Source organism: Caenibius tardaugens NBRC 16725 (assembly GCF_003860345.1).
GTDB classification, from domain to species: Bacteria; Pseudomonadota; Alphaproteobacteria; order Sphingomonadales; family Sphingomonadaceae; genus Caenibius; species Caenibius tardaugens.
The window spans coordinates 4,292,689-4,317,513 of the sequence record NZ_CP034179.1; the positions used below are offsets into that span (position 1 = coordinate 4,292,689).

The 24,825-nt window shown below is 58.7% G+C and carries 20 protein-coding genes; 6 read left to right on the forward strand and 14 right to left on the reverse strand.

The window, feature by feature from the left end; all coding sequences use genetic code 11:
- The first annotated feature begins 415 nt into the window (after positions 1-415).
- Entirely contained in the window at positions 416-3,277 is a 2,862-nt protein-coding gene (locus EGO55_RS20200) for a ribonuclease E/G (RefSeq protein ID WP_021688882.1), read from the forward strand.
- Between the two features lie 60 nt (positions 3,278-3,337).
- On the opposite strand, the gene EGO55_RS20205 is transcribed toward EGO55_RS20200, so the two are convergent.
- Positions 3,338-4,003 carry a class I SAM-dependent methyltransferase gene (locus EGO55_RS20205; RefSeq protein ID WP_210766597.1) on the reverse strand — a complete coding sequence of 222 codons (666 nt, stop codon included), beginning with the start codon at positions 4,001-4,003 and terminating at the stop codon, positions 3,338-3,340.
- A gap of 129 nt (positions 4,004-4,132) precedes the next feature.
- On the opposite strand from EGO55_RS20205, the gene EGO55_RS20210 reads away from it, so the two are divergent.
- From EGO55_RS20210 to zapE, 3 genes are read left to right on the forward strand one after another with little or no spacing between them, the layout of a single operon-like run.
- Entirely contained in the window at positions 4,133-4,915 is a 783-nt protein-coding gene (locus EGO55_RS20210) for a succinate dehydrogenase iron-sulfur subunit (protein WP_021688884.1), read from the forward strand.
- A gap of 1 nt (position 4,916) precedes the next feature.
- Positions 4,917-5,378: a PaaI family thioesterase gene (locus EGO55_RS20215; RefSeq protein WP_021688885.1), complete on the forward strand. Its 462-nt coding sequence runs from the start codon at positions 4,917-4,919 to the stop codon at positions 5,376-5,378.
- Complete coding sequence (zapE, locus tag EGO55_RS20220) at positions 5,378-6,493, forward strand: cell division protein ZapE (protein WP_021688886.1); 1,116 nt, start codon at positions 5,378-5,380, stop codon at positions 6,491-6,493. Before EGO55_RS20215 ends, zapE begins: the two co-directional genes overlap by 1 nt.
- 35 nt (positions 6,494-6,528) lie before the next feature.
- Here zapE and EGO55_RS20225 read toward each other — a convergent pair whose 3' ends face one another.
- From EGO55_RS20225 to EGO55_RS20285, 13 genes are all read right to left on the reverse strand, one after another.
- Positions 6,529-7,488 (reverse strand): crotonase/enoyl-CoA hydratase family protein, encoded by a 960-nt coding sequence (locus EGO55_RS20225; RefSeq protein ID WP_021688887.1) that lies wholly within the window; start codon positions 7,486-7,488, stop codon positions 6,529-6,531.
- Between the two features lie 194 nt (positions 7,489-7,682).
- Positions 7,683-9,578 (reverse strand): XrtA/PEP-CTERM system amidotransferase, encoded by a 1,896-nt coding sequence (locus tag EGO55_RS20230; protein WP_040714993.1) that lies wholly within the window; start codon positions 9,576-9,578, stop codon positions 7,683-7,685.
- Between the two features lie 9 nt (positions 9,579-9,587).
- On the reverse strand, positions 9,588-11,159 hold the full coding sequence (xrtA, locus tag EGO55_RS20235; protein WP_021688889.1) for an exosortase A: 1,572 nt from the start codon (positions 11,157-11,159) through the stop codon (positions 9,588-9,590).
- Entirely contained in the window at positions 11,149-12,387 is a 1,239-nt protein-coding gene (locus EGO55_RS20240) for a TIGR03087 family PEP-CTERM/XrtA system glycosyltransferase (RefSeq protein ID WP_021688890.1), read from the reverse strand. The genes xrtA and EGO55_RS20240 overlap by 11 nt, the downstream gene beginning before the upstream one ends.
- Positions 12,384-13,454, reverse strand: a complete 1,071-nt coding sequence (locus EGO55_RS20245; RefSeq protein WP_021688891.1) for a FemAB family XrtA/PEP-CTERM system-associated protein — start codon at positions 13,452-13,454, stop codon at positions 12,384-12,386. Before EGO55_RS20245 ends, EGO55_RS20240 begins: the two co-directional genes overlap by 4 nt.
- A complete protein-coding gene (locus EGO55_RS20250) occupies positions 13,451-14,323 on the reverse strand; it encodes an XrtA system polysaccharide deacetylase (RefSeq protein ID WP_021688892.1) in 873 nt (290 codons plus the stop codon). The genes EGO55_RS20245 and EGO55_RS20250 overlap by 4 nt, the downstream gene beginning before the upstream one ends.
- 10 nt (positions 14,324-14,333) lie before the next feature.
- Entirely contained in the window at positions 14,334-15,515 is a 1,182-nt protein-coding gene (locus EGO55_RS20255) for an XrtA/PEP-CTERM system-associated ATPase (RefSeq protein ID WP_021688893.1), read from the reverse strand.
- 20 nt (positions 15,516-15,535) lie between these two features.
- Positions 15,536-17,161, reverse strand: a complete 1,626-nt coding sequence (locus tag EGO55_RS20260; RefSeq protein WP_021688894.1) for a hypothetical protein — start codon at positions 17,159-17,161, stop codon at positions 15,536-15,538.
- Positions 17,162-17,178: 17 nt separating this feature from the next.
- Positions 17,179-18,252 (reverse strand): AAA family ATPase, encoded by a 1,074-nt coding sequence (locus EGO55_RS20265; RefSeq protein WP_021688895.1) that lies wholly within the window; start codon positions 18,250-18,252, stop codon positions 17,179-17,181.
- A gap of 11 nt (positions 18,253-18,263) precedes the next feature.
- Positions 18,264-19,784, reverse strand: coding sequence for an XrtA system polysaccharide chain length determinant (locus EGO55_RS20270; protein WP_021688896.1), 1,521 nt, complete (start codon positions 19,782-19,784; stop codon positions 18,264-18,266).
- 15 nt (positions 19,785-19,799) lie between these two features.
- Positions 19,800-20,414, reverse strand: coding sequence for an XrtA/PEP-CTERM system exopolysaccharide export protein (locus EGO55_RS20275; protein ID WP_040715041.1), 615 nt, complete (start codon positions 20,412-20,414; stop codon positions 19,800-19,802).
- Between the two features lie 251 nt (positions 20,415-20,665).
- On the reverse strand, positions 20,666-21,892 hold the full coding sequence (locus EGO55_RS20280) for a pyridoxal-dependent decarboxylase, exosortase A system-associated (protein WP_021688898.1): 1,227 nt from the start codon (positions 21,890-21,892) through the stop codon (positions 20,666-20,668).
- The gene (locus tag EGO55_RS20285; protein ID WP_021688899.1) at positions 21,889-23,415 is read right to left on the reverse strand and encodes an acyl-CoA ligase (AMP-forming), exosortase A system-associated; all 1,527 of its coding nucleotides are present in this window, start codon (positions 23,413-23,415) and stop codon (positions 21,889-21,891) included. Before EGO55_RS20285 ends, EGO55_RS20280 begins: the two co-directional genes overlap by 4 nt.
- Before the next feature lie 30 nt (positions 23,416-23,445).
- Between EGO55_RS20285 and EGO55_RS20290 the strand changes: the two genes are divergently transcribed.
- Complete coding sequence (locus tag EGO55_RS20290; RefSeq protein ID WP_021688900.1) at positions 23,446-24,438, forward strand: GNAT family N-acetyltransferase; 993 nt, start codon at positions 23,446-23,448, stop codon at positions 24,436-24,438.
- 22 nt (positions 24,439-24,460) lie between these two features.
- The gene (locus EGO55_RS20295) at positions 24,461-24,787 is read left to right on the forward strand and encodes a phosphopantetheine-binding protein (RefSeq protein ID WP_021688901.1); all 327 of its coding nucleotides are present in this window, start codon (positions 24,461-24,463) and stop codon (positions 24,785-24,787) included.
- Positions 24,788-24,825 lie beyond the last annotated feature (38 nt).

Below are 24,825 nucleotides of genomic sequence, written 5' to 3' on the forward strand. Positions count from 1 at the left end.
GTTCAGGCACTCCGGGCACGCTGGAGCATTATCAAGATGCTGAAGCGTTACCCGAGGATAATGCAGCAGCCTGCTCCGCCACAGCGACCGGCGCCAATCGGAACCGGTTTCACACAGGTTGATGCCCGAATGAGAAGTCCGCTCGATTACAAACCGCTGCAGCCCGCCTCTGGCGCTGCATTTGCGGCGAGCAGGACCGCGTATAACACCTTCGAAGAAGATAAGGGTCCGCGCATTCTCTTTGGGGCAGACACATTCCGCATTTCCGGTTTGCCACGGCAAATCGGCATTCAGACCCTTCCGGGCAGGCCGTCCCTCACATACCGGGCACCTGACGGATCACCTACTATTGTGCGCGCAGCTACCGCCACCTCTGCGGAGGATGCGAAACGGCCGCGCGCCTGGAGACTCTACAATGACAACGCGCATGCTTATCGATGCGCGCCACCCGGAAGAAACGCGGGTGGCGGTGCTCAAAGGCAACCGTATTGAAGAATTCGATTTTGAATCTGCCGATAAAAAACAGATCAAAGGCAACATTTATCTAGCGAAAGTCACAAGGGTTGAGCCGTCTTTGCAGGCGGCATTCGTGGACTTCGGTGGAAACAGGCACGGGTTTCTCGCTTTCAGCGAAATTCACCCCGATTATTATCAGATTCCGCGCGAAGACCGCGAAGCGTTGCTGGCAGAAGAAGCTGCAGCAGCAGAAGAAGAAGCGCGCCTGCGCGCTGCCGAAGAAGACGGCGCGGATGACGATGACGACGATTATGGCGAGAATGGCCTTCTTGCTGACGATCTTCTCGGCGACGATGGTGTCGAGGAAATCGACACATCCGAAAAGGATGACGTCGCCACGATCGAAGGCGGCATTGTCGAAGAAGACGACAGCAGCAATGGCGCCGAGGCCGACGAAAGCGGATCCCACACCGATGCCGATAACGGCGAAGGTCATGATGATCGCGGTCGCGGCCGTCGTCGCGGACGCAGACAAGGCCGCGCGCGTTCCAAGGAAGTTGAGGAACTGCGCGCGAAACGCATGGCATTGCGTCGTCGCTACAAGATTCAGGACGTCATCCAGCGCCGCCAGGTATTGCTGGTTCAGGTCGTAAAGGAAGAGCGCGGCAACAAGGGCGCCGCGCTGACGACATACCTCAGCCTCGCAGGCCGCTACACCGTTCTGATGCCCAACAGCAGCCACGGCGGCGGGATTTCTCGGAAGATTTCCAGCTCGACGGACCGCAAGCGCCTCAAGCAAATTGTGTCGGAACTTAAGCTGCCCCGCAGCATGGGTTGCATTATCCGCACGGCAGGACTTCAACGCACCAAGACCGAAATCAAACGCGATTTCGATTACCTCGCCCGACTGTGGGATGAAATCCGCGAAAACACGCTGTCATCCAGCGCACCCGCAATGATCCATTCCGATAGCGATCTGATCAAGCGCGCGATCCGGGACATATACAACCGCGATATCGAAGATGTCGTCGTCGAAGGCGAGGAAGGTTACAAGGCCGCGCGGCAGTTCATGAAACTGCTCATGCCCAGCCATGCCCGGCGGGTAAAACAATATGCCGATCCGGTGCCGCTATTCCAGCGTTATGGCGCGGAAGACCAGCTTACCGCGATGTACGATCCCGTCGTGCAGCTCAAGTCGGGCGGTTATCTTGTTATCAATCCGACCGAGGCGCTGGTGTCTATCGACATCAACTCCGGCCGTTCCACAAAGGAACATGGGATCGAGGCGACGGCGCTCAGCACCAATCTCGAGGCAGCGAAAGAGATCGCCCGCCAGCTTCGCCTGCGCGACATGGCTGGCCTGGTGGTGATCGACTTCATCGACATGGAATACAGTTCCAATATCCGCAAGGTCGAGCGGGCGATGAAGGACGCGCTCAAGCACGATCGGGCGCGGATTCAGGTCGGCCGCATTTCGGGCTTCGGCCTGATGGAAATGAGCCGTCAGCGCTTGCGCACAGGCGTACTCGAAGCGACCACACGGTCCTGCCCGCATTGCGATGGCACGGGTCTGGTGCGCACGGCGTCGAGCGCAGGCCTTTCCGCGCTGCGCCTGATCGAGGATGAAGCGGCAAAGGGCAAAGGCACGATCATCACGCTTTATGCCTCCACCGAAGCTGCGATCTATCTGTTGAACCAGAAACGCGGCGATCTGGCGGAAATTGAAGAGCGTTATGGGGTAAACGTCGAGGTAATCCCTGAAGGCGAGAACGAAGGCGCGAAAATGCGCGTTTCGAGCTCTGGCCCTCGTCCGCTCACTGCCCCCCGGTTTGAACCCCTTCTTATCGAAGAAGATCTCGATCTGGTGATCGAAGAGGAAGACGACGAGGACGAGGAAGAGGCGGAATTCCGCGACGAAGAGGACAACCAGGATCAGCGCCGCAAACGCCGTCGCCGCCGCGGTGGTCGTAATCGCAAGCGTCGCGATCAGGATGGTGAAGGCGAGCAGGCCGATAACGGTCATGAAGCGTTCGAAAGCGGCTCTGACGAAGACGCCAGCGATAGCTCCGAGGCTGATGAGCCAACAGGCGATCATGAGCATGGTGACGATAGCGCTGAAGGCGAAGAGCGCGCCAAGCGCCGCCGCCGCCGCGGTGGCCGTCGCCGGAAGAAGCGGACCGACGGTGAAGAAAGCATCGAAGGTTCCGACGGCAGCGATGACGAAAGCGTTGCTGACGAGGGTTCTTCTGACCGCTCGGAAGACGCCCCTGCCCCGGCTGACGTTGCACAGGCCGATGCCGTTCAGGCTGACGATGTGACGCCAGAACCCGAGGCGGCACCGGCCCCGAAACCCCGGCGGACCCGCCGCAAGAAGGTCGAAGCCGAAGCACCGGCAGAATCGGACGTTGCAGAAGAAGCCCCTGTCGTCACGGCAGAGCCCCCTGCTGCAGTGGTAGAAGCCGAAGCGGAAGCAGCGCCAGCCAAGCCTAAACGGACCCGCCGTAAAAAGGCAGAACCCGTTGCAGAAGATGTCGCTGATGCCCCGGCGGAGCCCGCTGAGACCGCCGAAGTGGTGGTGGAAGAGGTCCCCGCCAAACCAAAGCGGACCCGGCGCAAGAAGGCCGATACCCCTGCGCCGGAAGCAACGGTTGAAGCACCCGCTGAAGTCGTGGCTGAAACAGTGCCCGCGACAACGGAAACCGCCGAACTGGTTGCTGAACCCGTTGCGCAAACCGATGCCGGTGAAGCGCCAGCGGAAGCTGGCGAGGAAACGCCATCCACGCCGCGTCGCGGCTGGTGGCAGCGGACATTTGGCGAGTAAATCCTGAATATCTCCCGCGCCGTTCCCGAACGGCGCGGGAGCATGTCGTTCAAAGCAGGATCAATGGCCCGCTTTGATTCCGACGCCCCATTCCATGAAGCCGGCAAAACGCGGTGCACCGGACATATAGGTGTGATCGGTGTACTCCATCGCAAAACCGCTTTCACGCACGGCGCCGGTAACCGCGCGACTCAAGTGGCAGTTTCCAAAAACACGCTTCCACGCCGGTTCGATCCGGGTCTGCCACTTCACCACGACCGGATCGACTGCGCGCCCATGCTCCAGAAAAAGCAGCCGCCCACCAGGCTTGAGTATGCGGCGCATTTCGTCGAGCACCCGCGCCTGATCCTGAACTGAGCACATGGTGAACGTGCATACCACTGTGTCGAATTCGGCATCGGAGAATGGAATTGCTTCTCCGAAACCCTGACGAATATCGGTATCCCAACCACGCGACCGTGCTGCGGCACGGGCATAGTCGAGCAATTTTTCTGACGGATCGATCCCAGAAAAGCCAGTGATCTTCGACGTTTCGTAGAAGGGCTGATTCAGTCCACCGCCGACCCCCATTTCGAACACCCGCCCTTCGGCCAGAGGCACGATTTTCGCACGCAAGGCGGCAATATTGGCATTGGCGCAGCCACAACGAATGATGTGCGGAAGGATTTTATCCTCGTACCACGTGCTAAACCCCATGCTTCTCTCCCGTTTTTCGTGCGCCATCATCCTCCGCTGCTTGCATTGTCGCAATCCCGATAATTATTGTGCGATGGCAGCCCTTGCGACATGGCGCTGAATCGTTAGAAGGCACCGCGAGTCCCGCGGTAAAAAGCCGCCAGCAGGAATGAACAGGCGATGGCAACCTTTACACTTCCCAAAAACAGCAAGATCTCCGGCAAAGGCAACGTCCACAAGGCCGAAGGCGCGAGCCGTGTGAAGAAGTTCAAGGTCTATCGTTATGACCCCGACAGCGGGGAAAACCCGCGTTACGATACGTTTGAAATCGATCTCGATCAGTGCGGCCCGATGGTTCTGGACGCGATCATCAAGATCAAAAACGAAATCGATCCGACGCTGACATTTCGCCGTTCCTGCCGCGAAGGCATCTGCGGGTCGTGCGCCATGAACATGAACGGCCGCAATGGCCTTGCCTGCACGACCGCGATCGAGGATCTTTCCGGCGATATCCGGATCACCCCCCTGCCGCATATGGAAGTGATCAAGGATCTCGTTCCCGATTTCACGCATTTCTACGCACAGTATGCGTCCATTCGGCCCTGGCTGCAGACGGTTTCGACCACGCCCAGCGGCAAGGAACGCCTGCAATCGCCCGAACAGCGTGAAAAGCTGGACGGTCTTTACGAATGCATCCTGTGCGCATGCTGCTCCACCAGTTGCCCGTCGTACTGGTGGAATTCGGACAAGTTCCTCGGCCCGGCTATCCTGCTGCAGGCCTACCGCTGGCTCGCGGATAGCCGTGACGAAATGACCGGCGAACGTCTGGATGAACTGGAAGACCCGTTCCGTCTCTATCGCTGCCACACCATCATGAACTGCGCCAACGTGTGCCCCAAGGGGCTTTCGCCCGCCAAGGCCATCGGGGAAATCAAGAAAATGCAGGCTGAACGGCACATCTGATTTGGCCAACCAAGCGCCTGCCGAATTTATTCACGTACCAGCCCCGGATCATCCGGGCTGGTACACGTGGCAACTGGCCGACGACACGCGCTTTCAGCCGGTTGTTATGGGGCCCATGCTGGTCCGCCCGGAAGAGGGCAATACAGCGCGCACGCGCATGTTCCCCCAGCTCCATCACAGCAATGCGCGTGGATCGATCCATGGCGGCGTGACCATGTCGCTGATCGACATCGCGCTCTTCGCGACACTGGCCACGGTTCTGGGTGGTGATGCCCCCCGCTCCATGACGTTGGACCTCAGCACCCAGTTTGTCGGCGCCGGACAATTGGGCAGCCCCATCGATGCCGTCAGCGAAATTCTCCGCGAAACGCGCCGCCTCGTGTTTCTGCGCGGCAAGGTTGAACAGGATGGCGCGTTGATCGCCGCCTATTCGGCCACCATCCGCAAACCGTCTTCACGCTGATGAGCGGTCTTGTCGCACGGTATGAGGCACTGGTCGCGGCTGGAGAGTTGCGCCCGGATGCCGAACAGGCTGCCGCAGCGAAACATCTTCAGCTACTGCAGGAAAAGCTGGAAGCCGGCAGCGCAAAGCCGGGACTGATTGGCAAACTCTTCGGCAAGAAATCGGAACGTCCCCGCGGGATATACATGTGGGGCGGCGTCGGGCGCGGCAAGTCTATGCTGATGGACCTGTTTCACGATACGCTCGCCATCACCGAGAAACGCCGGGCCCATTTTCATGCCTTCATGCTGGAAGTGCATGCGATGTTGCGCGATGTCCGCAAGACCGAAAGCGGCGACCCCATTCCGCAAGTGGCGGCCAGACTGGCCGAAGGCCTGCGGGTCCTCGCATTCGATGAAATGGTCGTCAACAATTCGGCCGACGCCATGATCATGAGCCGTCTGTTTGCGGCCCTGATCATGGATGAAGCGGTGACCGTGGTCACCACGTCCAATCGCGCGCCCAACGCGCTTTACAAGGACGGCCTCAATCGCGAACACTTTCTCCCGTTCATCGCACTGATCGAACGCGAACTGGACGTCCTGACCCTGAACGGGCCGGTCGATTATCGGCTTGATCGGCTTGGCGGCATGGCAACGTGGCACACTCCTCTCGGCGATGCCGCTACGGCTCAGGTGCGCGAAGCATTCTTCCGCCTTACGGACTATAACCCGGAAGACGCGGAAAACGTCCCTTCAGCCGATCTTGATGTCGGCGGCGGGCGGCTATTGCATGTCCCCAAAAGCCTCAAGGGCGTCGCGGTCTTCAGTTTCAAACGCCTGTGCGGAGAAGCACGCGGTGCGCCTGATTATCTGGCGATTGCACGCGCTTATCACACGGTCATTCTCGTCGGCATTCCCAGACTTGGGCCAGAAAACAAGAATGAAGCGGCGCGTTTCGTCACGCTGATCGATGCCCTTTACGAACACAAAGTGAAACTGCTGGTCACTGCCGATGCAGATCCCGAAAACCTGTACCAGACGGGCGACGGACGCTTTGAATTTGATCGCACAATCAGCCGTTTACAGGAAATGCAGAGTGCGGATTACCTCGCCGCAGGACACGGCGAAGATTAGAAGATTAAACGCCAGGATCCACCGAAAACTTCGGATCAGGCCGCCTGGGCCAGTCGGGACTGAGCCCGCGCAAGCCTGTTCATCACTTTCAAATCCTGCTCTGTCAGCCCCAACGCTGCATCCGCCCAGATATCGACGATGCGCTTGAGTTCATCGAGAGACACAGGCGATGCTAGGCGCATCGCTTCACGCGCCTTAACCAGACCGGCATGCCGGCGCGTCGATCTCTGAATATACTCACGACACGCGGACAAACCTTCACCTTTTTCCGCCAGAACATGCACAATGCCCATGTCATACAGCTGTTCGGCCGTGTAACTTTCATTGGACAAGATCATCCGCTCGGCCATCGCCGATCCCACTTTTCGCGTCAGATAGGCATGCGCGCCCATACCTGGGAAAAGACCGAAAATCACTTCCGGCAGACCGAAGGTCGCACCCCTTTCTGCCACGAGGACATCGAACGACAGAAGGGATTCGAACCCGCCACCAAGCGCCGATCCTTCAACAAGACCGATCGTAAGCAGGGGGAGATCGAGTGATCGCGCGTTGCGTTCGAGAATTTCCACGCAACGATATCCGTACTTCACCAGCCCTTCGCGGTTTCCTTCACGAATAAGGCTTTGAAAAAGTTTCAGATCACCGCCAAAACAAAAAACACCTTGCGCCCGGCTGCCAAGCACAAGAAATTTGAGAGGCAACTTCCCCGGTCCAAAACTATTCGCAATCAAATTTTGCCAATCAACAAAGTCTCGCAGCATTGTCGGCGTAAAACTGGGACGACCTTGCGGCCGCATATAAGTCCACAATGTGTGCAGCCCGTCTTCGTAAAAGACATCAAGCTCGTTCAATGTATAGAGGTCTTGCGGGACAGAAAGATGGCGTAAACTCTGCGCCAACCCACCCTCTTTATTAATATCCGAGAAAAACAGCGATTCTTCCGCTTCAGCCAAGCCCGGATCGCTTCGCTCCAAACCACTATCGAGACGGTCCATAAGCAATTCCCCAGACCGCCCAAGGCAGCTCATTCAAAACATCGCGTTGAAGATCGTGTTTGGAATCATATTACACGCACACGACTTTTTGCAATCTGATATTTACCATGTTTATATTTATTTCGTCTCATTCCGGGGCGGCACCCCGTGACATGGCATGATGATCGCGAAAAAATCCCGGCAACCCCATATAATTAAAAGATATTTAATCCACGCAAAGCCCGGTCAAGCATGAGCAATTGCCACAAAAGTCGACCATGATCCATGCGACCAGCGATATGGTCCTCGACCATTTTGCCGATCCTGTGCATGTCGAACCACCCAAGCTGATGCAAAACGGCACCAGTGGCGATCGCCCTGGCCTCCGCAGCGAGTGGACCACGGAACCATGCACTGACCGGGGTTACAAACCCTTGTTTGGGCCGAAAAAGAATATCATCAGGAAGGTAACGTTGCATGGTCCGCTTCAGCAACCATTTGCCCTGGGCACCGCGCAATCGCATTCCTGACGGCAATGTCGCCGCGAATTCAATCAGGCGATGATCGAGCAGCGGTTCGCGCGCTTCCAGGCTTACCGCCATACTCGTGCGATCAACCTTGGTCAGTATATCTCCTGGAAGCCAGAATTTGAGATCGGCATATTGCGCCCGGTCCAGCCCGGTCCGCGCCGGCGCGTTGCGCATCAACGTCATGAACGGCGTCTCTGCCCTATAATCGCCCCGAAGCGCCAGAAACTCGGGGGAAAACAACTGGTCCCTGATCTCAGGCGGTGTCACGCCAATGGCCCGCGCATATCCACCTTCCCCGCTGTCCGCCAAAGCGAGAAGAGTTGATTTGGCACGCAAGGGTCGTGGCAGCCAATCGGCCTTGGGATAGATCGCACCAAGCCCGCCGAGCACACCGCGTCGAAACGCTGCGGGCAGAACACTGCGCACAGTTTCTTCACGCGCATGGAACATTTGGCGCCTGTACCCTGCGAAAGCCTCATCCGCTCCATCGCCCGAAAGAGCGACGGTGACTGTTTCCCGCGCCAGTTCGCAAACACGCCAGGTCGGCAAGGCGGACGCATCCGCGAAAGGTTCATCAAACATGCGCGCAAGCCGTCCGGCTTCTCGAAAATCATCGCTACTCACCTCCCGGCTTCGATGATCGGTGGAGAAAAGGCCGGCCACTTTGGCGGCGTAAGACGATTCATCGAGCGAGGAGACGTCAAAGCCTATCGAACAGGTGCGCACCGGGGTCGCGCTGGTTTCCGCCATCAAAGCGACGACACTGGAGGAATCCACCCCCCCGGAAAGAAATGCGCCCAACGGTACATCCGAGATCATGCGCGAACTGACCGCCTGCCGCAGCAGATGAAGCAGTTCTGCGGAGAGATCGTCTTCCCTGCCTTTGCGCCGCTCTGCAAAGGAAACATCCCACCATTGCACGGGTTTGGCGGGTTCCTGACCATGCCTAAGCAAGCGGTAATGCCCCGCCGCCAGTTTCTCGGCGCCTTTCAGGAATGAGCGGTGATCGGGGACATAACCCCAGGCAAGATAATCCTCCACAGCCAGAGGATCGATATCCCGCCGCAGCAGGGGATGGGCCAGAAGCCCTTTCAATTCCGATGCGAAAGCGATGCTCCCATCGCTGAGATGCGCCATGAAGAGCGGCTTCACACCCAACCGGTCGCGCGCCAGGAACAGGGTCTTCTCGCGAAGATCATACAGCGCGAAGGCAAACATGCCCTGCAAACGGCGCAGGCAATCGGGGCCCCAACGCTGCCACGCGGCCAAAATAACCTCGGTATCGCCATTGGTGCGAAATTCCGCACCCAATTGCGTCAATTCGCGCCGAAGTTCCTGAAAATTATAAATCTCGCCGTTATAGACGATAACCGCCCCGCCATCCGCCGAGAACATCGGCTGCGGCGACCCGGCAAGATCAATGATCGACAAGCGGCGATGCCCAAGGCCAACACCGGGCGCAGTCCATACGCCCGCACCGTCGGGCCCGCGATGAACCAGCGCATCACACATTCTTTCAACGCGAGACGCATCGACGGGTTTTGGCGTGCCACAATGAAAGATGCCTGCAATCCCACACATATCGGGGCGCTACGGCAGATCGGCGATCGGGTCCATCCATTCCCCGACAGGCCCGATCGTTGCAAGAAAATCCGCCACACTCTGCCGTGCGCCAAATCCGGAGCGTTCCTCCGCGGAAACGATCAACGTCATCGTGGCATCATCGCGCAGGAGCACGCGATTCTCCATGACCGCCAGCTTCAGCCGGCTATTGCTTCCGGTCAGAAGCGGGCCGGTGCGATACCATGTTGCGGCCAGTCGCTCGACAGGCTCCGGGCTTTGCCCCTGCGCCAGAAAGCGTTCGGATTGCGCACCGTCCATCATCGCGCCGTTACCGATCCACGACCACGGACTATCGGGCATCAACGCCCCCTCACCAAATCCGCCAGCCTCGCGTCCCTCGTTCTGGTCAGGATAGAGTGCAAAGAACACATCAACCTGCTGGCCTTTCGCATCCTCATACCGGCCGAGCAGCCGATGCGCGGCCCCAGCGGCGCGCGGCGCCCACCACACCTTTGGCGCATAGTTCACGCGTTTCCACCCCGGCACGTCGGGCAGCGCAATCTGTTGCGGCATGGCTGCGGAGAGCCGCGTTGCCGCACCCGTCCATGCCAGACCAAGCGCCAGCAGCAGCGCCAGCCCCATCATGATCTTCCACGGCAATGCCTGACCATCCAACCAGCGCGGCAGGGGCCATGTCATGATGCGCGTACCATCGATGAAGGCATCATCGATCGATCGGTCAAAGAAGCGCCATGCCAACCCCAGAATAGCCGCCATGACAATCGCAAAGAATATCCAGCCATAGAAGATGTGATCGAAGCCTGCGGCAAATTCCACGCCCCGGAACTGCGCGATATAAATCGTCCCCCAAGCCCGTATCCCGTTGGCGATAACGGGCAGCACCACGCAGGCCACCATCAAGGCAAGGCGCCGCCGCCAACTGCGGAAACAGATATGCGCGACCAGTGTTCCCAATGCGATCATAGCAATGAGGAATTTTACGCCGGAACATGCCTCGGCCACCTCAAACAGGCCGACAGGCGTATCAATGAAGACACCGTCAACGTAAGCGGGAATGCCACTCCAGTGCGTCAGGGCAATGGTAATTCTGGCGGTAACCATCTGCAGAAACGGGACGAGTTCATCGCCAAAAGGCACGAGGAAAAGCATGTAGGCCAATGGGAACAACAGACCCCAGGCAACCCGTGGCCCCATCAAAGCCAGAAATGACCCTTGCAGCATCAACACCGCGCCCAGTTGCCGCGCGAGATTGAGCCCCGAGAACGCCCCCAGCATCCACAGGAACAGCGCGCCGGCAAACGGAACAAGTCCCAACCACCACGAATGGGGAACAATCACTCGCAGTTGATCGCGCCTGAGCAGCACCAGCCAGATCAGGATAACAGGGACGAGCAGCACATGGTTATAAGTTGAACTGTTCCACCATTGCGCCGCCATATCGCCCCAGTCATCCCGAAACAGGATGACCAGCAAAAGCCAGGTGCCCGCCAGACGCAACAGCGGTGCGCGCCAGACTGCCGGGATGCGCGCCAGCATATCGCCAACGGTCCCCCGGATGGGCAAGGCGTCAGGCGGCATCGCGGCTCTCACTCCTCTTGCTGGATTTCTCGACCAATGCCGCCAACGGCGCAAGAACCGCTTCCCACCCCAGGCTATCGATCACGAACTGTCGCGCGGCACGCCCGATGCCGCGCCTTCGCACGGGATCATCGATACATGCACACGCGCGCTGCACGATCTCATCGTCACTATTCGCGATTATATAATGGACCCCATCCTCACCGCCGATTCCGGTGGCAGCACCTTCGGTCAGCAAAACAGGGCGCGCCATCGCCATCGCCTCCAGCACCTTGTTTTGCACACCTCTGGCGATTTCCAAGGGCACCACAACAATATCGGCCGAAGCCACATACGGTCTGACATCGGGCACCTCTCCCCAAATGCGGCAACCGTCGCGACCATCGAACTGCATGAGCGAAGACGGCGGATTGCGCCCCACGATATGGCTTTGGGCATCCGGATAGCGACGCCGCAATTTCGGCATCAGCCGCGCCATCAGGCGTTCTGCCGCAGCGATATTGGGGGCGTAATCCATTTGTCCGGTGAAGACGAGATGAGGCCCCGCTCCTTCGAACCCCGCAGGCCGACCGCGGGACTCATCTGGATCAAAGAACGCGGCATCAATCCCGTTGCGCAGGGCAACCGCATGAACACCCACGGGCCTCGCGAGACGCGCACGGAACAAATCAGTTTCTGCTTCGCTGACAAAGAAGGTCCGATCCGCGTGATGGGCCAACCGTTCCTCTTCCACGCGCAACAAGCGCCCCTCGCGCGCATCGATCCACGCACGTGGCGAACGTCCACGCTGACCGTAAGCATCAAATTTCGCTGAATCGACGTCGACAAGATCGACCAGCACCGTCCCGTCAAAATCCGGGGGTAGATACTGCCCCATCTGCCCGGAATAGATATAAATCATCCCGATCCGCTCGTTCGCGATGGTCTGCCGCACGTATTCGGCAAGCCGCACGTCCCGAAATGCAGCCAGACTGACAGGTTCACCGGCCCACAACGCCTCGACACCAGCGCGCCACAAAGGCTTGGTTCGCGGAACGAGGCAATGGGTTTTCGCGATCTCCGCAAGCTGCGGCTCATGTGCCCAATCGGTATCGCTATCGGCGAAAGTCGCGACATGGACAGGCGCGATACGGGCAAGGCGACGCAGAATGTGGTGCGATCGTATCTTGTCGCCCCTGTCAGGGGGATAGGGCAATCGGTGTGCGAGAAAGAGGATGTCCCCGTTCATCCCAGCCCTTTCGCGATGAACGGCCCAAGACGATTGGCAAGCGCGAGCGGGAGACGCTTCCACAGGGCAATCCGCGCCGCATGGCGTGCGCTCGTTGGGTCGACATCCCGCGCCGCGTGCCCCGGGGCATTCCACGTCGCATAGGACAAAGGTCTGGCTTCAAAGCCCCAGTTTCGCTTGAAATGATAGGCGCCACTTCCCGTTTTCGAGCGACCGAAATCGAAAATCGCGCAGCCGCGCAACCGCGCATGCCGCATCAATTCGAAGTACATGCGGTCATTCGCCCTGAGCCCGCGCGCAGCAAATGTCCCGCCCCCCCAATAAGGCAGCACGGCGCCTCGATGATACAGGGACAGGACACTGGCAACAGGCTCTCCGTCATGGTGAACAGTCAGAATATCGGCATCGAGCCGATCCAGCACGGCATCGAACAGACTACGCGGAAACACCGGTGTTCCGAGATTGCGGACGCTTTCGGCATAGACGCCATAATGCGCCGCGCGATCGACCTCGTCCGTGCCCACACGAACACGCAGATTTGCATCGAGGCCCTTGCGCACTTCTGCGCGTTGTTTGCGCGGGATCGCCAGCAATTGCGTCTCGTCGTCTGGCTGCAGGGGTGCCGCAAAACCACAATGGCTGTCATGCCGCGCATCCCATTGCCGAGGCAAGGCACCGCCTCGCAATTCCACGGTCGCGCAGCTATGCCGCAACGCCAGCTCTTCAGCAGCGTGCGCCAGCTTCGCGGCGACCGCCTGATCGGTGGCGAGAATACCTCCGCCCACCCCAAAGCCGCTCGACACCAGCGCACGGCCGAACAGCGGGGAATGCACTTCGGTCAGCGGCAACCATCCGACAACACGCCCCGCCCTTTCTGCCGAGATCCCGACAGCAGCCTGACCCGTCCCCATCTCGACCGCTTGCAGCCATGCGGGGCGATGAAACACGGCACCCGCATCGCAATCGGCAACAAACGCTTCGATCCGCGCGATTGCGACAGGGTCGGTAAAATCAGCCGGGCGTATGGCGAGGCTCATATCCGATTGAAAATCGAAAGGCGCATTCATGCTGTTTCCTGCGCCAGCCGCAAACCTTCCCGATGGGCCAGAACATCCATCCGCCCCCATGCGAAATCATGTACCAGTTGCCGCAGCTTGTCGCCCATACGGTGAAGGTTCGTGTAATGGCGCAGACGCGATTTCAATGGCGCGCCTTCAACCCGAGGCTGACCGGGATCAATTTCCCATGGATGGAAATAGAACACCGCTGGCCTGCTATCCCGTCGATTGACTTGCCGAATAGCCCAGCGTGAAAACGCATAGGGCAGGACACGGAAGAATCCCCCGCCGCCTGCCGCCAGACGTTTGCCGCCCAGTTCCGCAGTGGTGACCGGTATTTCCAGAAGGTCAGACCACGGCAAGGGGCGAAAGGCGAAGCGCGGCGCTTCCCGCCATCCGTAATGGTCATGCGCAATCGGCGCGACACTGGAACTGTAGGTATAGCCCTGATCCGCCAGTTCCGCGTAGGCCCATGGCGTACGCTGATCTATGGAAAAGCTCGGCGCGCGGTAACCCGTCACCGCAGTTCCGGAGGCATCTTCGATAACCTTGCGCGCCCGGGCGATATCTTCACCGAACTGCTTGCGATCCATGGTGTGCACACGGGCGTGATCCCACCCATGGCTGGCAATCTCGTGCCCCTTATCTGCTATGCGCCGCATCAAGGCGGGATGGCGTTTTGCCACCCAGCCCAATGTGAAGAATGTCGCCCGGACATCTGCCTCGTCGAACAGATCGAGAATTTCCAGAACATTGCGTTCGACCCGATCACTCAGGCTTTCCCAGTTCCCCCTTGCGATCACATCTTCAAACGCGCCGACATGAAACCAGTCCTCGACGTCCACCGACAGCCCGTTGATCGCCCCCCCGTTGCGCACCTGTCGTTCCTCAGGCCGCGATGGGCTTCAACCCATCGCTTTCTATCCATTCGATCAGCATATTCAGTGTATGTCGGATCGCACTTTCCTGATCGGTGATCCGCGCATCAAGCGCGTCCAGCCGGGCGGCCAGATCGGTCAACGCGGGGGCACCACCAGCGACCGCAATCTCCTGAGCCTGAGACAATTCGATCACGGCCTGCTGAAGTTCCGCAATCATCGCATCCCGTTCCGCCAGCATCGCTTCGAAAATCGCCGTATCAACATGAGCCTGTGGCGTGCTCCCTGCCTCTTTCGCCACGTCCAACTGCCGCTCCATCACCGTTGCGATGTGTTGCTGTTCGTATTCGACCTGTGTTTCTTCAGGTTCCGGCTCCCCGCCATCAATCTGCAATTCCGCGACAACCGACCGCAGCATGTCGGCATCGATATGCGCGCACTGTTCCACCGCGCCCAGCAACAGCAACCGATTGACGATCACGTTGATACGCCGCGGAATACCCCTCGACGCACCATACAATTCGGAAAAGACATCCGCATCGAACGAAGGCAGACCGTTCCATCCCACACGCGCCAGCCGATGTTCCACATAACGCTGAACTTCGTCTTCCTGCATCGCCTCGAGATGATGCGACGCAATCACGCGCTGGCGAAGCTGTTCAAGCCGTGGGTGGCCCTGAAGGGTCGCGCGAAATTCCGGTTGGCCCAGCAACAGCGTTTGCAGCAGCGGATGCGCGCCGAGCTGGAAATTCGACAACATGCGCAATTCTTCAAGCGCTTCGACCGATAGATTCTGCGATTCATCGACGACGAGCAGGCAGCGATGCCCTGCACGTGCCTCATCGTGCAGAAATGCCTCGATCGCCCCGAGCGCAGATGCCTTATCATGCCCATCGATGTCCAGACCGAAGCTTTGCGCAATAACGTGAACGATCTCTTCCTCGTTCAACCTGCTGGTCACAATTTTGCCGACTGTCAGCCTGGACGGATCGCTGGTGGCGACAAGATGTTCGACCAGAGTCGATTTCCCGGCCCCGACCTCCCCGGTGATAACAATGAAACCTTCGCCCTGCGCCAGCCCGTATCCCAGATATGACAAAGCCTTGCGATGGGTCAGGCTTTCAAAATAGAACTGCGGGTCCGGGGTCAGTTGGAAAGGCTTTCCAGTCAGCCCGTAATATTTTTCAAACATTGTCCGTCTGCTCCCAGGGCTTAAAATGCGTATCGCATGCCAACGAGGGCTGAAGCGATCCAGCTGTCCTCATCGCGTTCGTAGGTGATACCTTCGATGCCGAGCGCCCCGGTTGCCACGAGACGGCGTGTCAGAAGGTGATTGTAGGCTGCCGAAACACCGAACGCGGCGCCATCGCTACCGAGGTTAAAGCCACTGCTGAACCAGTTCGCGAAGACGTTGGTGGAGAAACTGCCACGTTCGCTGAGCCGACCATTCAAATAGGCCGCCAACCAGATGTTCTCATCCGTTACACCGTTTATGGATTCCAGGATGGTTCCCCTGCCAGCAATGTATTTCCGACGATCGTAACCGACGCCGACACCGGTGGTAAACCGTCCCATCTCGAGCGAGTAGCTGGCCGAGATGCCACGTGCACGGAACGTGGCAGAACGCAACGCACCCAACGCACCGTTAATACAGCCAGCATCCTTGAGGCTACCGACGCAACCGTTCAACTCTCCTGTGATCGGATCACGGATTGCTTCGAAATTTGTGGGCAGCGAAACTAGCGCGCGGTTCAATTGCCCCCCATAGCCCGCGATACTGTCGTAGACCGAGATATTGACCGTGCTCCTGCGCGAGCTTTGCCAGCCGAAGCTGCCGTAATAGGTCGCCGATCCGTAGCGGCGACCGACATGCGCTTCCAGAGAGGTGCGTGGCGACGGCCGCCAGATCAACCCCACGTCCCAGATCATCCCATCCACATCATATGCGATCTGGCGCGGCTTATCCTTGTCCGTTTTATAGCCATTGGCCCCGACAACCGGATCACCGTTTTCGTCGCGCAACACATCACGGTGAGAAATTCTGACCTTTTCATAACCGATCCCGCCGACAAGCGCGACCGTCTGGCCGACAGGAACGGTTACATCCGCCCGCAGGTGACGATCATCGATCCGCTGATCGAGATTGGAGATATCCTCACGATTCCAGCCCGCGCCTATGCCAAGCCCAACGGGCAGAACATCGCCGGGACGGGTCCCGGCATGAATGTTCGCGACATGGGTCGTGCTTTCATCAAACACATCCAGATCTTTGCCATCGACCACAACATCAGAGTCCCCAGCGTTGACCCGATTGTAACCGAACCGGTAGTTTGCGCTGACCGCGACATCGGCTATCTGCGTGTGCAGCGAAGGCCCGGCGTAGATCGAATAGAGCTGCGTGGTGTCGTCACCCCGCTCATACCCCCCGGCCAACGAACGACCGCCGCCCTTGGTGCTGGTACGGGCGGCCAAACCACCCGCTTCAATCGTCAGAACACGAGGAACGATCGCCGCCGACACCCGCGCCAAACCGCTCAGGGAATCACCATCTTCGGCGTGCTTGCCCCAGCCAAAGTGGCGTTCGTATCTTAACGAAACGCTGCCCGTGGTATTGCGGCCGTTTACGGTCGCATCAACGCCCGCAGCGACCCGCGTGTAAGTCACGGTGTCACTGCCTGGTGACAGCTCTGCCGTCAGAACCTGTGCGGCTTCGATATAGGGCGCGATTTCCACACGCCCCACGCCCTTACCCCGCGTCGCATCGCCCTGGGGCAAATCCTGCGCTGCGACGGGAACCCCGAACAGCAAGGCACCGCACAACACCGGCCAGTGGCGCATGGCTGATTTCACCCCAATCACTCTGCATAACCATAGTAAGAGCCGAACTTGCGCCCACTGGGGCTGAAACGCGCGGCATTCAGCAAAAGCCGTATATCCGGGCATGCCGACAAAAGATGGCATGCATCCTCAAGTGCATTTTGCCCGGTCTCGTCCGCGCGAGCCACCAGGACCGCCTGCCCCACATGCTTGGCCAGTTCGGCAGCGGGCGAGGCCGCCAATGCCGGTGGGGAATCGAAGATGACAATACGATTGGGGGCGCCCTGCGTCAGTCGATCCAGCAGTTCTCCTGTGCGGCTGCTTGCAAGATATTCGCTGTCGTGGTTCGCCTGACTACCGGCAGGCAGCACGTAAAGACCGGGAACATCCGTTGTAAGCACGCAGTCTTCGATAGCGAGCGATGAATCGGCAAGCGCATCCATCAAACCGGGCCCACCCTGCAATCCCAATGTGGACAGCACCGAAGGTTTCGCGAAATCGGCATCAACCAACAGCACTTCGCTGTCTTTTTCTGCGGCCACCGACAACGCCAGATTGACAGCGCAGAACGTCTTGCCCTCTCCGGGATGGGGCGAACAGATCAGCACCCGCTGGCCGCGACTGCCCTTGTTGCGCGCGAGAGAAGCACGCACCGTTTCGAGCACTTGCCGCTTCACGATACGGAATTCTTCCAGCAAGCCCGTTACCGCGCCTTCCGGCAGGATCATGCCCTGTTCGCGAAGGTGCGTGCGATCAATACGCTGCTGCTCGCCGGCGAAGGCGATTGCCCTGGTGTGCAAAGGCTCCGGGTCGAGGGGTCCGACAGGCGCTGAATGATCAACATGCGCCACTTGCGGTTCTGCTGCATCATCACGCGTTGGCTGAATAAGGGGGGGCTGATCAGGGAATGCTTCGCCTGTTGCAACCGCAGCGGCAGAATCGCGCACCACCGCTCTTGAAGGCGCTCGCACCGTCGCTGGTGCCACGATATCGGCGGGCACCGGTGCAGGCGTGAGCCCCCCAATATCGAATGCTTTGGTGGCCCGTTCCAGCAACGAGTTACCGTCAGGCGCTTTTTTCGGCGGTGTGGGCGGATTGCTTTGATCGGTCATTGTCCCGTTCCTTACGCCACGCTGCCGCGCTGGATGAATTCAATGGCCAGAAGAACGACAAATAGCCCGCCTAATGCCGCACAACCGCCCGCGAACTGCTTGTTACGCCGCGCTTGCAGGATTTTGACGGATTCTGTCGTCGTATAGGAAACGGTCCCGAGAACCGGCAGACCAGTGACCCGTTCCAGTTTGTTCGCCGTTGCGAAGGTAGAGCGCAACTGGCCCAGGGCAAATGCCGTGCCTACACCTGCGCCAAGCCCAACGAACAGCACACCCAGCAAAAGCAAAGGACGGTTCGGGGCCGCCGGGACACGCGGCGTGCTGGGCGGATCGATCACTTCAAACTTGATCGCGTTCCGCTCGTTCTCCACCTGTCCGCGCAGACGAAGCTCTTCCCGATCCTGCAGCAGTTTATCATATTGCTGGCGCAATACATCGTAATCTCGGCTAATTCTCTGCGCCTCAGCCGCCACACCCGGTTCGGCGCTCTGATTTGCGGCGATCGCCGTGATATCCGATTGCAAAGCCGCCTTGCGCGCTTGCAACGCATAGATAGTTGCCTGGCGATCGGCACGGATCGACACCAGCGAGGTGTAGGCCGGATTGGGCATCCCCGCATCGCCGCCCGTTTCCGCCGCCTGTTTCCGCAACAGGCCAACCTGTTTGACCAGAGCAATCACATCGGGATGACTATCGGTAAGCCCTCTGCCCCGCATCACGGCCAGATCGTTCTCGGCCTGCGCCAACGCGCCCCGAGCACCGCCGCCCTGCCCAGGCACCACGATTGTCCGCGGCGTACCAGCCAGTTGGCCATCAATGGCCGCAAGCGCACTTTGCGCTGCCGCAAGATCGGCCTCGACATTACGCATGGCATCGCTTGTGGTGTCGAGCTTTTGGGCCAACCCCTGCGCACCGCCAATCAATTGCGGATGCCGGGCTTCAAACGCCAGTCGCTTCTGTTCCGCCGCTTCCAGATCTTTCTGACGTGACGCGAGTTGCTGATCAAGAAACGCCAGTGTCTCACGCATCTCCCCACGACCACCGGCAAGGTTTTCCTCGCGGAAGATATCAATCATCTTCTGCACGATCTCCTGAGCCAGCCTCGCGTTCTCGGCTTCGGAAAAATCGCTACGTCCTGATTGCGCAGTGATTTCGAAGAGGTTTTCTTTTTCACTCTTCACCTGAATTTGCTTCGCCAATCCGGCAACTGCGGCTTCCATCTGGCGTGGCGACGTAATTTCATCGCCCATGCGGGTGGACCGGATGACCTTTTCGAGGTTGATCGAACTTGTCATCGTTTCCCGCACACGTTCGATATCGCGTTTTATGCTCCCCGATCCGATACCGACCTGCTGTGCGAGCACATCCTCGAGTTGCACAAAAATCCGCGTTTTCGATTCGTATGTGTTCGGGATCATGGCAACGACCAGCCATCCGAGCAGACACACCGCCCAGGCCACGCCCAACGCCAGCCACCTCCGGTTCCAGACCGAATGAAGCGCGGCCAGAAGCTCTTCGTAAAGACCGTTCATTATCCCGAAACCACTTTAAAACAGGCTTTCAGGGATGATGATGACATCACCCGGCATCAGCAGGACGTTGGCTTTGCTATCACCTTTTTTAAGCAGGTTCCCCAGGCGGATATTGTATTCCTGTTGCTTGCCACTTTCTTTGTCGAAACGGATGAGCTTAGCCCGGTTGCCGGCTGCATACTCGCTCAGCCCGCCAACTGCGATCATGGCATCCAGCAAGGTCATATTCGCACGATAGGGTATCGAGGCTGGCTTTTCCGTTGCCCCCACGACACGCACTTGCTGGCTGAACGTGCCCGCAAACTTGTTCACGATCACGGAAACCAGTGGTTCATTGATATATTGGGACAATTGCAGGCGAATATCGTCGGCCAGCATCGAAGGGGTCTTACCCACAGCTGGCATGTCAGTGACTAACGGTGTCGTGATACGTCCATCAGGTCGCACTTGCACGCTCGCACCCAATTCCGGGTTACGCCATACGTGAATGGTCAGTTCATCAAGAGGGCCGATGACGTACTCTTCACTCGGGCCTTCCTGCAACGCAACGAATTGTGCGGGTGGCAACTGGCCCCCGCCCGAGGTTGCACTACATCCCGTCAGGGCGAGCATCCCGGCAAAACCGGCCATCAGCGTCTGGGAGAACCGGGCATTGTACATCGTTACGCGTCCTTGCGGCTTGTTAAGGCGGTGAAAACCAACCAGGAAATGGCTGGAATCGCACGACTGCAGATCCACATGCGCTATGGCAAAAAAGGGTGAACAGACTATTAGCCTTCTGCCTCCTAATACCTTATTTCGGAGGCATATTTGCACATCGTCTCAAAATGGGACGATAGGGCCGAGACTATTCCGCTTCGCGATCAACGGATAAGCGGTCGTCACACCAGAATTTCGCGCGCTGGCCCCTGACCAAGAAACGTCGCCGGGCTGGCACTGGCGCCGTAGGCACCGGCGCAAAACACAGCCACGATATCGCCAACGTCCGCGCGCGGCAGAAACGCCTTGTCAGCCAGACGATCAAGCGGCGTGCAGAGGCAACCCACGACATTTACCTCTTCTGTCGCCGCCGCAAGGAAGTGGGTCGCAATGGCAACCGGATAATTGCGGCGAACCACTGTGCCAAAATTGCCCGATGCTGCCAGCTGGTGATGCAACCCGCCATCTGTAATCAGGTAAATCTCACCGTGGCTCTCCTTTCGGTCCACGATCCGCGTCAGATAAACACCCGCTTCGCCAACGAGATAACGGCCAAGTTCGATGCAGAATTCAGTTTGCGAAAGATCATCCGGCAAATCGGCGAAGCGCTGCGCCAAGGCTGCCCCCACTTCATCGATATCGAGCGGGAGATCACCGGCGAAATAAGGAATGCCAAAGCCGCCACCCATATTGCAATGCTGCGGTGGAACCCCGATTTCATCGGCAAGGCGCGCTGCCAGCCCCAAGGTATTTGCCTGCGCCTCAATGATCGCTTCCGCGCTTAACGCCTGGCTGCCAGCAAAGATATGCAGGCCGTGCCAGTCTGCACCGGCCGCTATCAGCGACCGCACAAGAGCGGGTACCCGCTCGGCATCGAGACCGAACGGCTTCGCCCCGCCGCCCATCTTCATGCCCGATCCACGGAGTTCGAAATCCGGGTTCACGCGCACGGCCAGACGCGGCGTCAGCCCCACACGGTCAGCAATGGCCAAGGCCCGCCGTGCTTCCGATTCCGATTCGAGGTTGAGCACGGCACCTGCCGCTATGGCCAATTCCAGCTCTGCATCGCGCTTGCCCGGGCCCGCAAAGCTGACCCGACCGAGATCAACACCCGCAGCGCGCAACAGTTCCAACTCACCGCCCGATGCAATGTCGAACCCGTCGACGATCTCATCCATTTGCTGAACTATGGACTGTAGGGGATTTGCTTTTACAGCATAATGTATCTTCAGGCGATCGGGCATAGCAGACCGCAAAGTCGCAACACGCTGACGTATAAGGTCGCCGGAATAGACGAACAGCGGAGTATCCCCCGCCCTTTCGACCAGGGCACGCACCGCGAGGCCACCGATCGTAAGTTCTCCGTTCGTGACGCCAAATCCTGCAGGTATCGGCCCCAGCGGCTTCATGTGCCCAACTCCTGTGCCAATACTGCCCTGTCGATCTTTCCGTTGGGATTAAGGGGCATAGCCTCGCGCCAGTGGATGTGATGCGGCCTCATAAAATTCGGCAGCTCTTTAGCAAGCAGACCAGGCAAAATCGCCGCCGCGTCGACCGCATCGGGCGCTGCGCGCACGATCAGGTGAATGGCCTGCCCCAAACGGGCATCGGGAACACCGATCGCAATCGCCTCCGCCACCAATCCCGTTGCCCGCACCGTATCTTCGATCTCTTGCGGGCTGATGCGATTGCCGGCGCTCTTGATCATGGCGTCACGCCGTCCGACGAAATAGAGCAAACCACCGGCATCACGCCTGACCCGATCACCCGACCAGACCGCCATCCCGCCATACGCGGAACCCACTGGTGCGGGGCGAAAACGTTCGGCCGTGCGTTCCGGGTCCTGCCAATATCCCAATGCGACGAGGGGACCGCAATGCACGAGTTCCCCTTCCTCCCCGGGTGCCGCGACAGCGCCATCATCATTGATAACCAGCACTTCGGCGAAGGGGATTGCCTTCCCCATAGAGGTCGGGTGACTGTCAACCAGCGCCGGATCAAGGTACGTGGAACGGAATGCTTCGGTGAGGCCATACATCGGAAATAACGCGGAATTCGGAAACATCTGCCTGAGCCGCATGACCAGATCTGACGTCAAGGCGCCACCACTGTTGGTCAAGCGTCGCATGGCCACAGTTGCTGCTTCCGGCCAATCGAGCTCCGTCAACTGCACCCAGAGCGGCGGAACGGCGGCAAGCGTCGTAATCGCGTATTTGGCACATGCCTTCGTGACATCTCGTGGGGTCAGGTAATCGAGCGGAGCCACGCAACCGCCCGCCCGCCAGGTCGAGAGCAATTGATTTTGCCCGTAATCGAACGATAGCGGCAAAACCGCCAGCGTGACGTCATCCGCCTCCAGCCCGAGATAGTGCGCAACGCTAACGGCACCGAGCCAAAGGTTGGCATGACTGAGCATGACCCCTTTGGGGCGCCCTGTTGAACCGCTGGTGTAAAGCAAGGCTGCAAGATCCGCGGGATTGGCGTCCGAAGCTGGCAAAGCAGTCGCCGCATCCTCGACCTCGGCCCAAACATCCGTCTCTTCAGTCAACCGGCAACCGGCAGGAACGTCCGCTGTTTCCAGTGATGTGAGACGCGCGCTATTTCCGAGCAAAAGAGCGGCGCCACTATCCTGTAAAATGTGCACAACCTGCGTATGTTTGAGCAAGGGATTGATCGGAACATAGACCAGACCGGCCCGTGCCGCCGCCAGAGGCAGCAAACATGTCAGTTCGCCCTTCGCCGCCCAACTTGCGACGCGCGCACCGGGTTCCGGCACTTTCACACGCAACCAACCCGCCAGTTTCGCTATACGCGCTCTTAAGTCTTGATAGGTAAGCGCCTTGTCACGCAGGATCAGCGCGAGGTCTTCCGCCTTGCCGAATTCAGCAAGGTGATCCATCGGCCTCGCATCGGGATCGAGCGGAATTGGCATGGGGCAGAGCGGCTCCGAAAGGGGAATGAAGTGATTGCAGTCAGCTATCACGACAGCATGGATGTCTTGCAAGAGGCAAAACTGACGCCAGACGGACCGTTCAATCGCTTGGAATGGTTCAAGAACATCACTCAATTAGATGTAAATAATGATTTATTTCTCTGCGTGGCCAGCGGTGGAGAGGCAATCTCGGCGCTTCCCTTGCGAAAATCCCACGGTCGGCTGGACTCATTTATCAACTGGTATGCTTTCATCTGGCGCCCCCTGGCGAGTGATACCGAGGCATCACTCTCCTTGCTTCAAGCCTTGGCTCAGAACCTCCGCAAACGGGTCAGCAGGATTGTCCTGTCACCGCTCCCCGATGAAGACAACACTGCAACGATGCTCGAACAGGCCTTTCGGACTGCGGGATGGTTCGTCCAGCGCCAAGCTTGCGACATCAATCATGTGCTGCGGATAAATGGCCGGTCCTACGCCGCGTATCTCGCAGAGCGCCCCGGCACACTACGCACCACACTGGCCCGTAAAGGCAAACGCGTGAATGTTTCAATATGCAATGAATTTCAACAAGATATGTGGGATACATACGAAGATATATATGCGAATAGCTGGAAACCGTCCGAAGGCAATCCGGCGTTTCTAAAACAATTTGCCCAAACGGAATCTGCTGCCGGGCGCCTAAGGTTAGGCATTGCGCATCATGATAATCGTCCGGTTGCAGCACAATTCTGGACTGTCGAAAACGGCACCGCCTACATTCACAAACTTGCACATCGCGCGGATGCGCAAAAGCTTTCGCCGGGGACGACCCTGACGGCCGCGCTGATGGAGCATGTGATCGATAACGACCGGGTCGAACTCGTCGATTTCGGCACCGGGGATGACACATACAAGTCCGACTGGATGGAAGAGGTGCGGCTCCGGTTTCGACTGGATTGTCATAACCCCACGCGTGTTGCGAGTTGGCCGCACATCGCACGCGCCGCGTTGCGGCGTCTTGCAAGCGGCACATCTGCTAGCTAGGGGGCGAAGCCAAGGGAACCATATGGCGAAAGAACAACCCATTCGCGACACATCGGATAAAAGCGCATCCAGCGTACCAGCCCTGCAAGGCAGCGCCACCGACGCGAGCCTTCGGCGTGTGCTGTCTGACGTTCTCGGTATCGATGCGGAAAAAGTCGCCGCTTTCACTGCTGAAACAGGGCTTTTCGGCCACTTGCCCGAGCTTGACTCAATGGCGGTTGCGACCCTTCTTACTGAAATGGAAGACCGGTTCGATATCGTGATCGATGACGACGAGGTCGATGGCGAGTTGCTCGAAACCTATGGCGCGCTGCTCGCATTCGCCGAGTCGAAGCGTTCCAGGGGCTGAACGGCATACGTGATTGCATCGTGGCCTTGCCCGACAGA

Coding starts and splice junctions, on each gene's coding strand:
- EGO55_RS20200 (WP_021688882.1), top strand. CDS start 416: ATGACAACGCGCATGCTTATCGATGCGCGCCACCCGGAAGAAACGCGG.
- EGO55_RS20210 (WP_021688884.1), top strand. CDS start 4,133: ATGGCAACCTTTACACTTCCCAAAAACAGCAAGATCTCCGGCAAAGGC.
- EGO55_RS20280 (WP_021688898.1), bottom strand. CDS start 21,892: ATGAAGCCGCTGGGGCCGATACCTGCAGGATTTGGCGTCACGAACGGA.
- EGO55_RS20295 (WP_021688901.1), top strand. CDS start 24,461: ATGGCGAAAGAACAACCCATTCGCGACACATCGGATAAAAGCGCATCC.
- EGO55_RS20205 (WP_210766597.1), bottom strand. CDS start 4,003: ATGATGGCGCACGAAAAACGGGAGAGAAGCATGGGGTTTAGCACGTGG.
- EGO55_RS20240 (WP_021688890.1), bottom strand. CDS start 12,387: ATGAACGGGGACATCCTCTTTCTCGCACACCGATTGCCCTATCCCCCT.
- EGO55_RS20230 (WP_040714993.1), bottom strand. CDS start 9,578: ATGTGTGGGATTGCAGGCATCTTTCATTGTGGCACGCCAAAACCCGTC.
- EGO55_RS20270 (WP_021688896.1), bottom strand. CDS start 19,784: ATGAACGGTCTTTACGAAGAGCTTCTGGCCGCGCTTCATTCGGTCTGG.
- EGO55_RS20265 (WP_021688895.1), bottom strand. CDS start 18,252: ATGACCGATCAAAGCAATCCGCCCACACCGCCGAAAAAAGCGCCTGAC.
- EGO55_RS20260 (WP_021688894.1), bottom strand. CDS start 17,161: ATGCGCCACTGGCCGGTGTTGTGCGGTGCCTTGCTGTTCGGGGTTCCC.
- EGO55_RS20225 (WP_021688887.1), bottom strand. CDS start 7,488: ATGGACCGTCTCGATAGTGGTTTGGAGCGAAGCGATCCGGGCTTGGCT.
- EGO55_RS20275 (WP_040715041.1), bottom strand. CDS start 20,414: ATGGCCGGTTTTGCCGGGATGCTCGCCCTGACGGGATGTAGTGCAACC.
- zapE (WP_021688886.1), top strand. CDS start 5,378: ATGAGCGGTCTTGTCGCACGGTATGAGGCACTGGTCGCGGCTGGAGAG.
- EGO55_RS20255 (WP_021688893.1), bottom strand. CDS start 15,515: ATGTTTGAAAAATATTACGGGCTGACTGGAAAGCCTTTCCAACTGACC.
- xrtA (WP_021688889.1), bottom strand. CDS start 11,159: ATGCCGCCTGACGCCTTGCCCATCCGGGGGACCGTTGGCGATATGCTG.
- EGO55_RS20245 (WP_021688891.1), bottom strand. CDS start 13,454: ATGAATGCGCCTTTCGATTTTCAATCGGATATGAGCCTCGCCATACGC.
- EGO55_RS20285 (WP_021688899.1), bottom strand. CDS start 23,415: ATGCCAATTCCGCTCGATCCCGATGCGAGGCCGATGGATCACCTTGCT.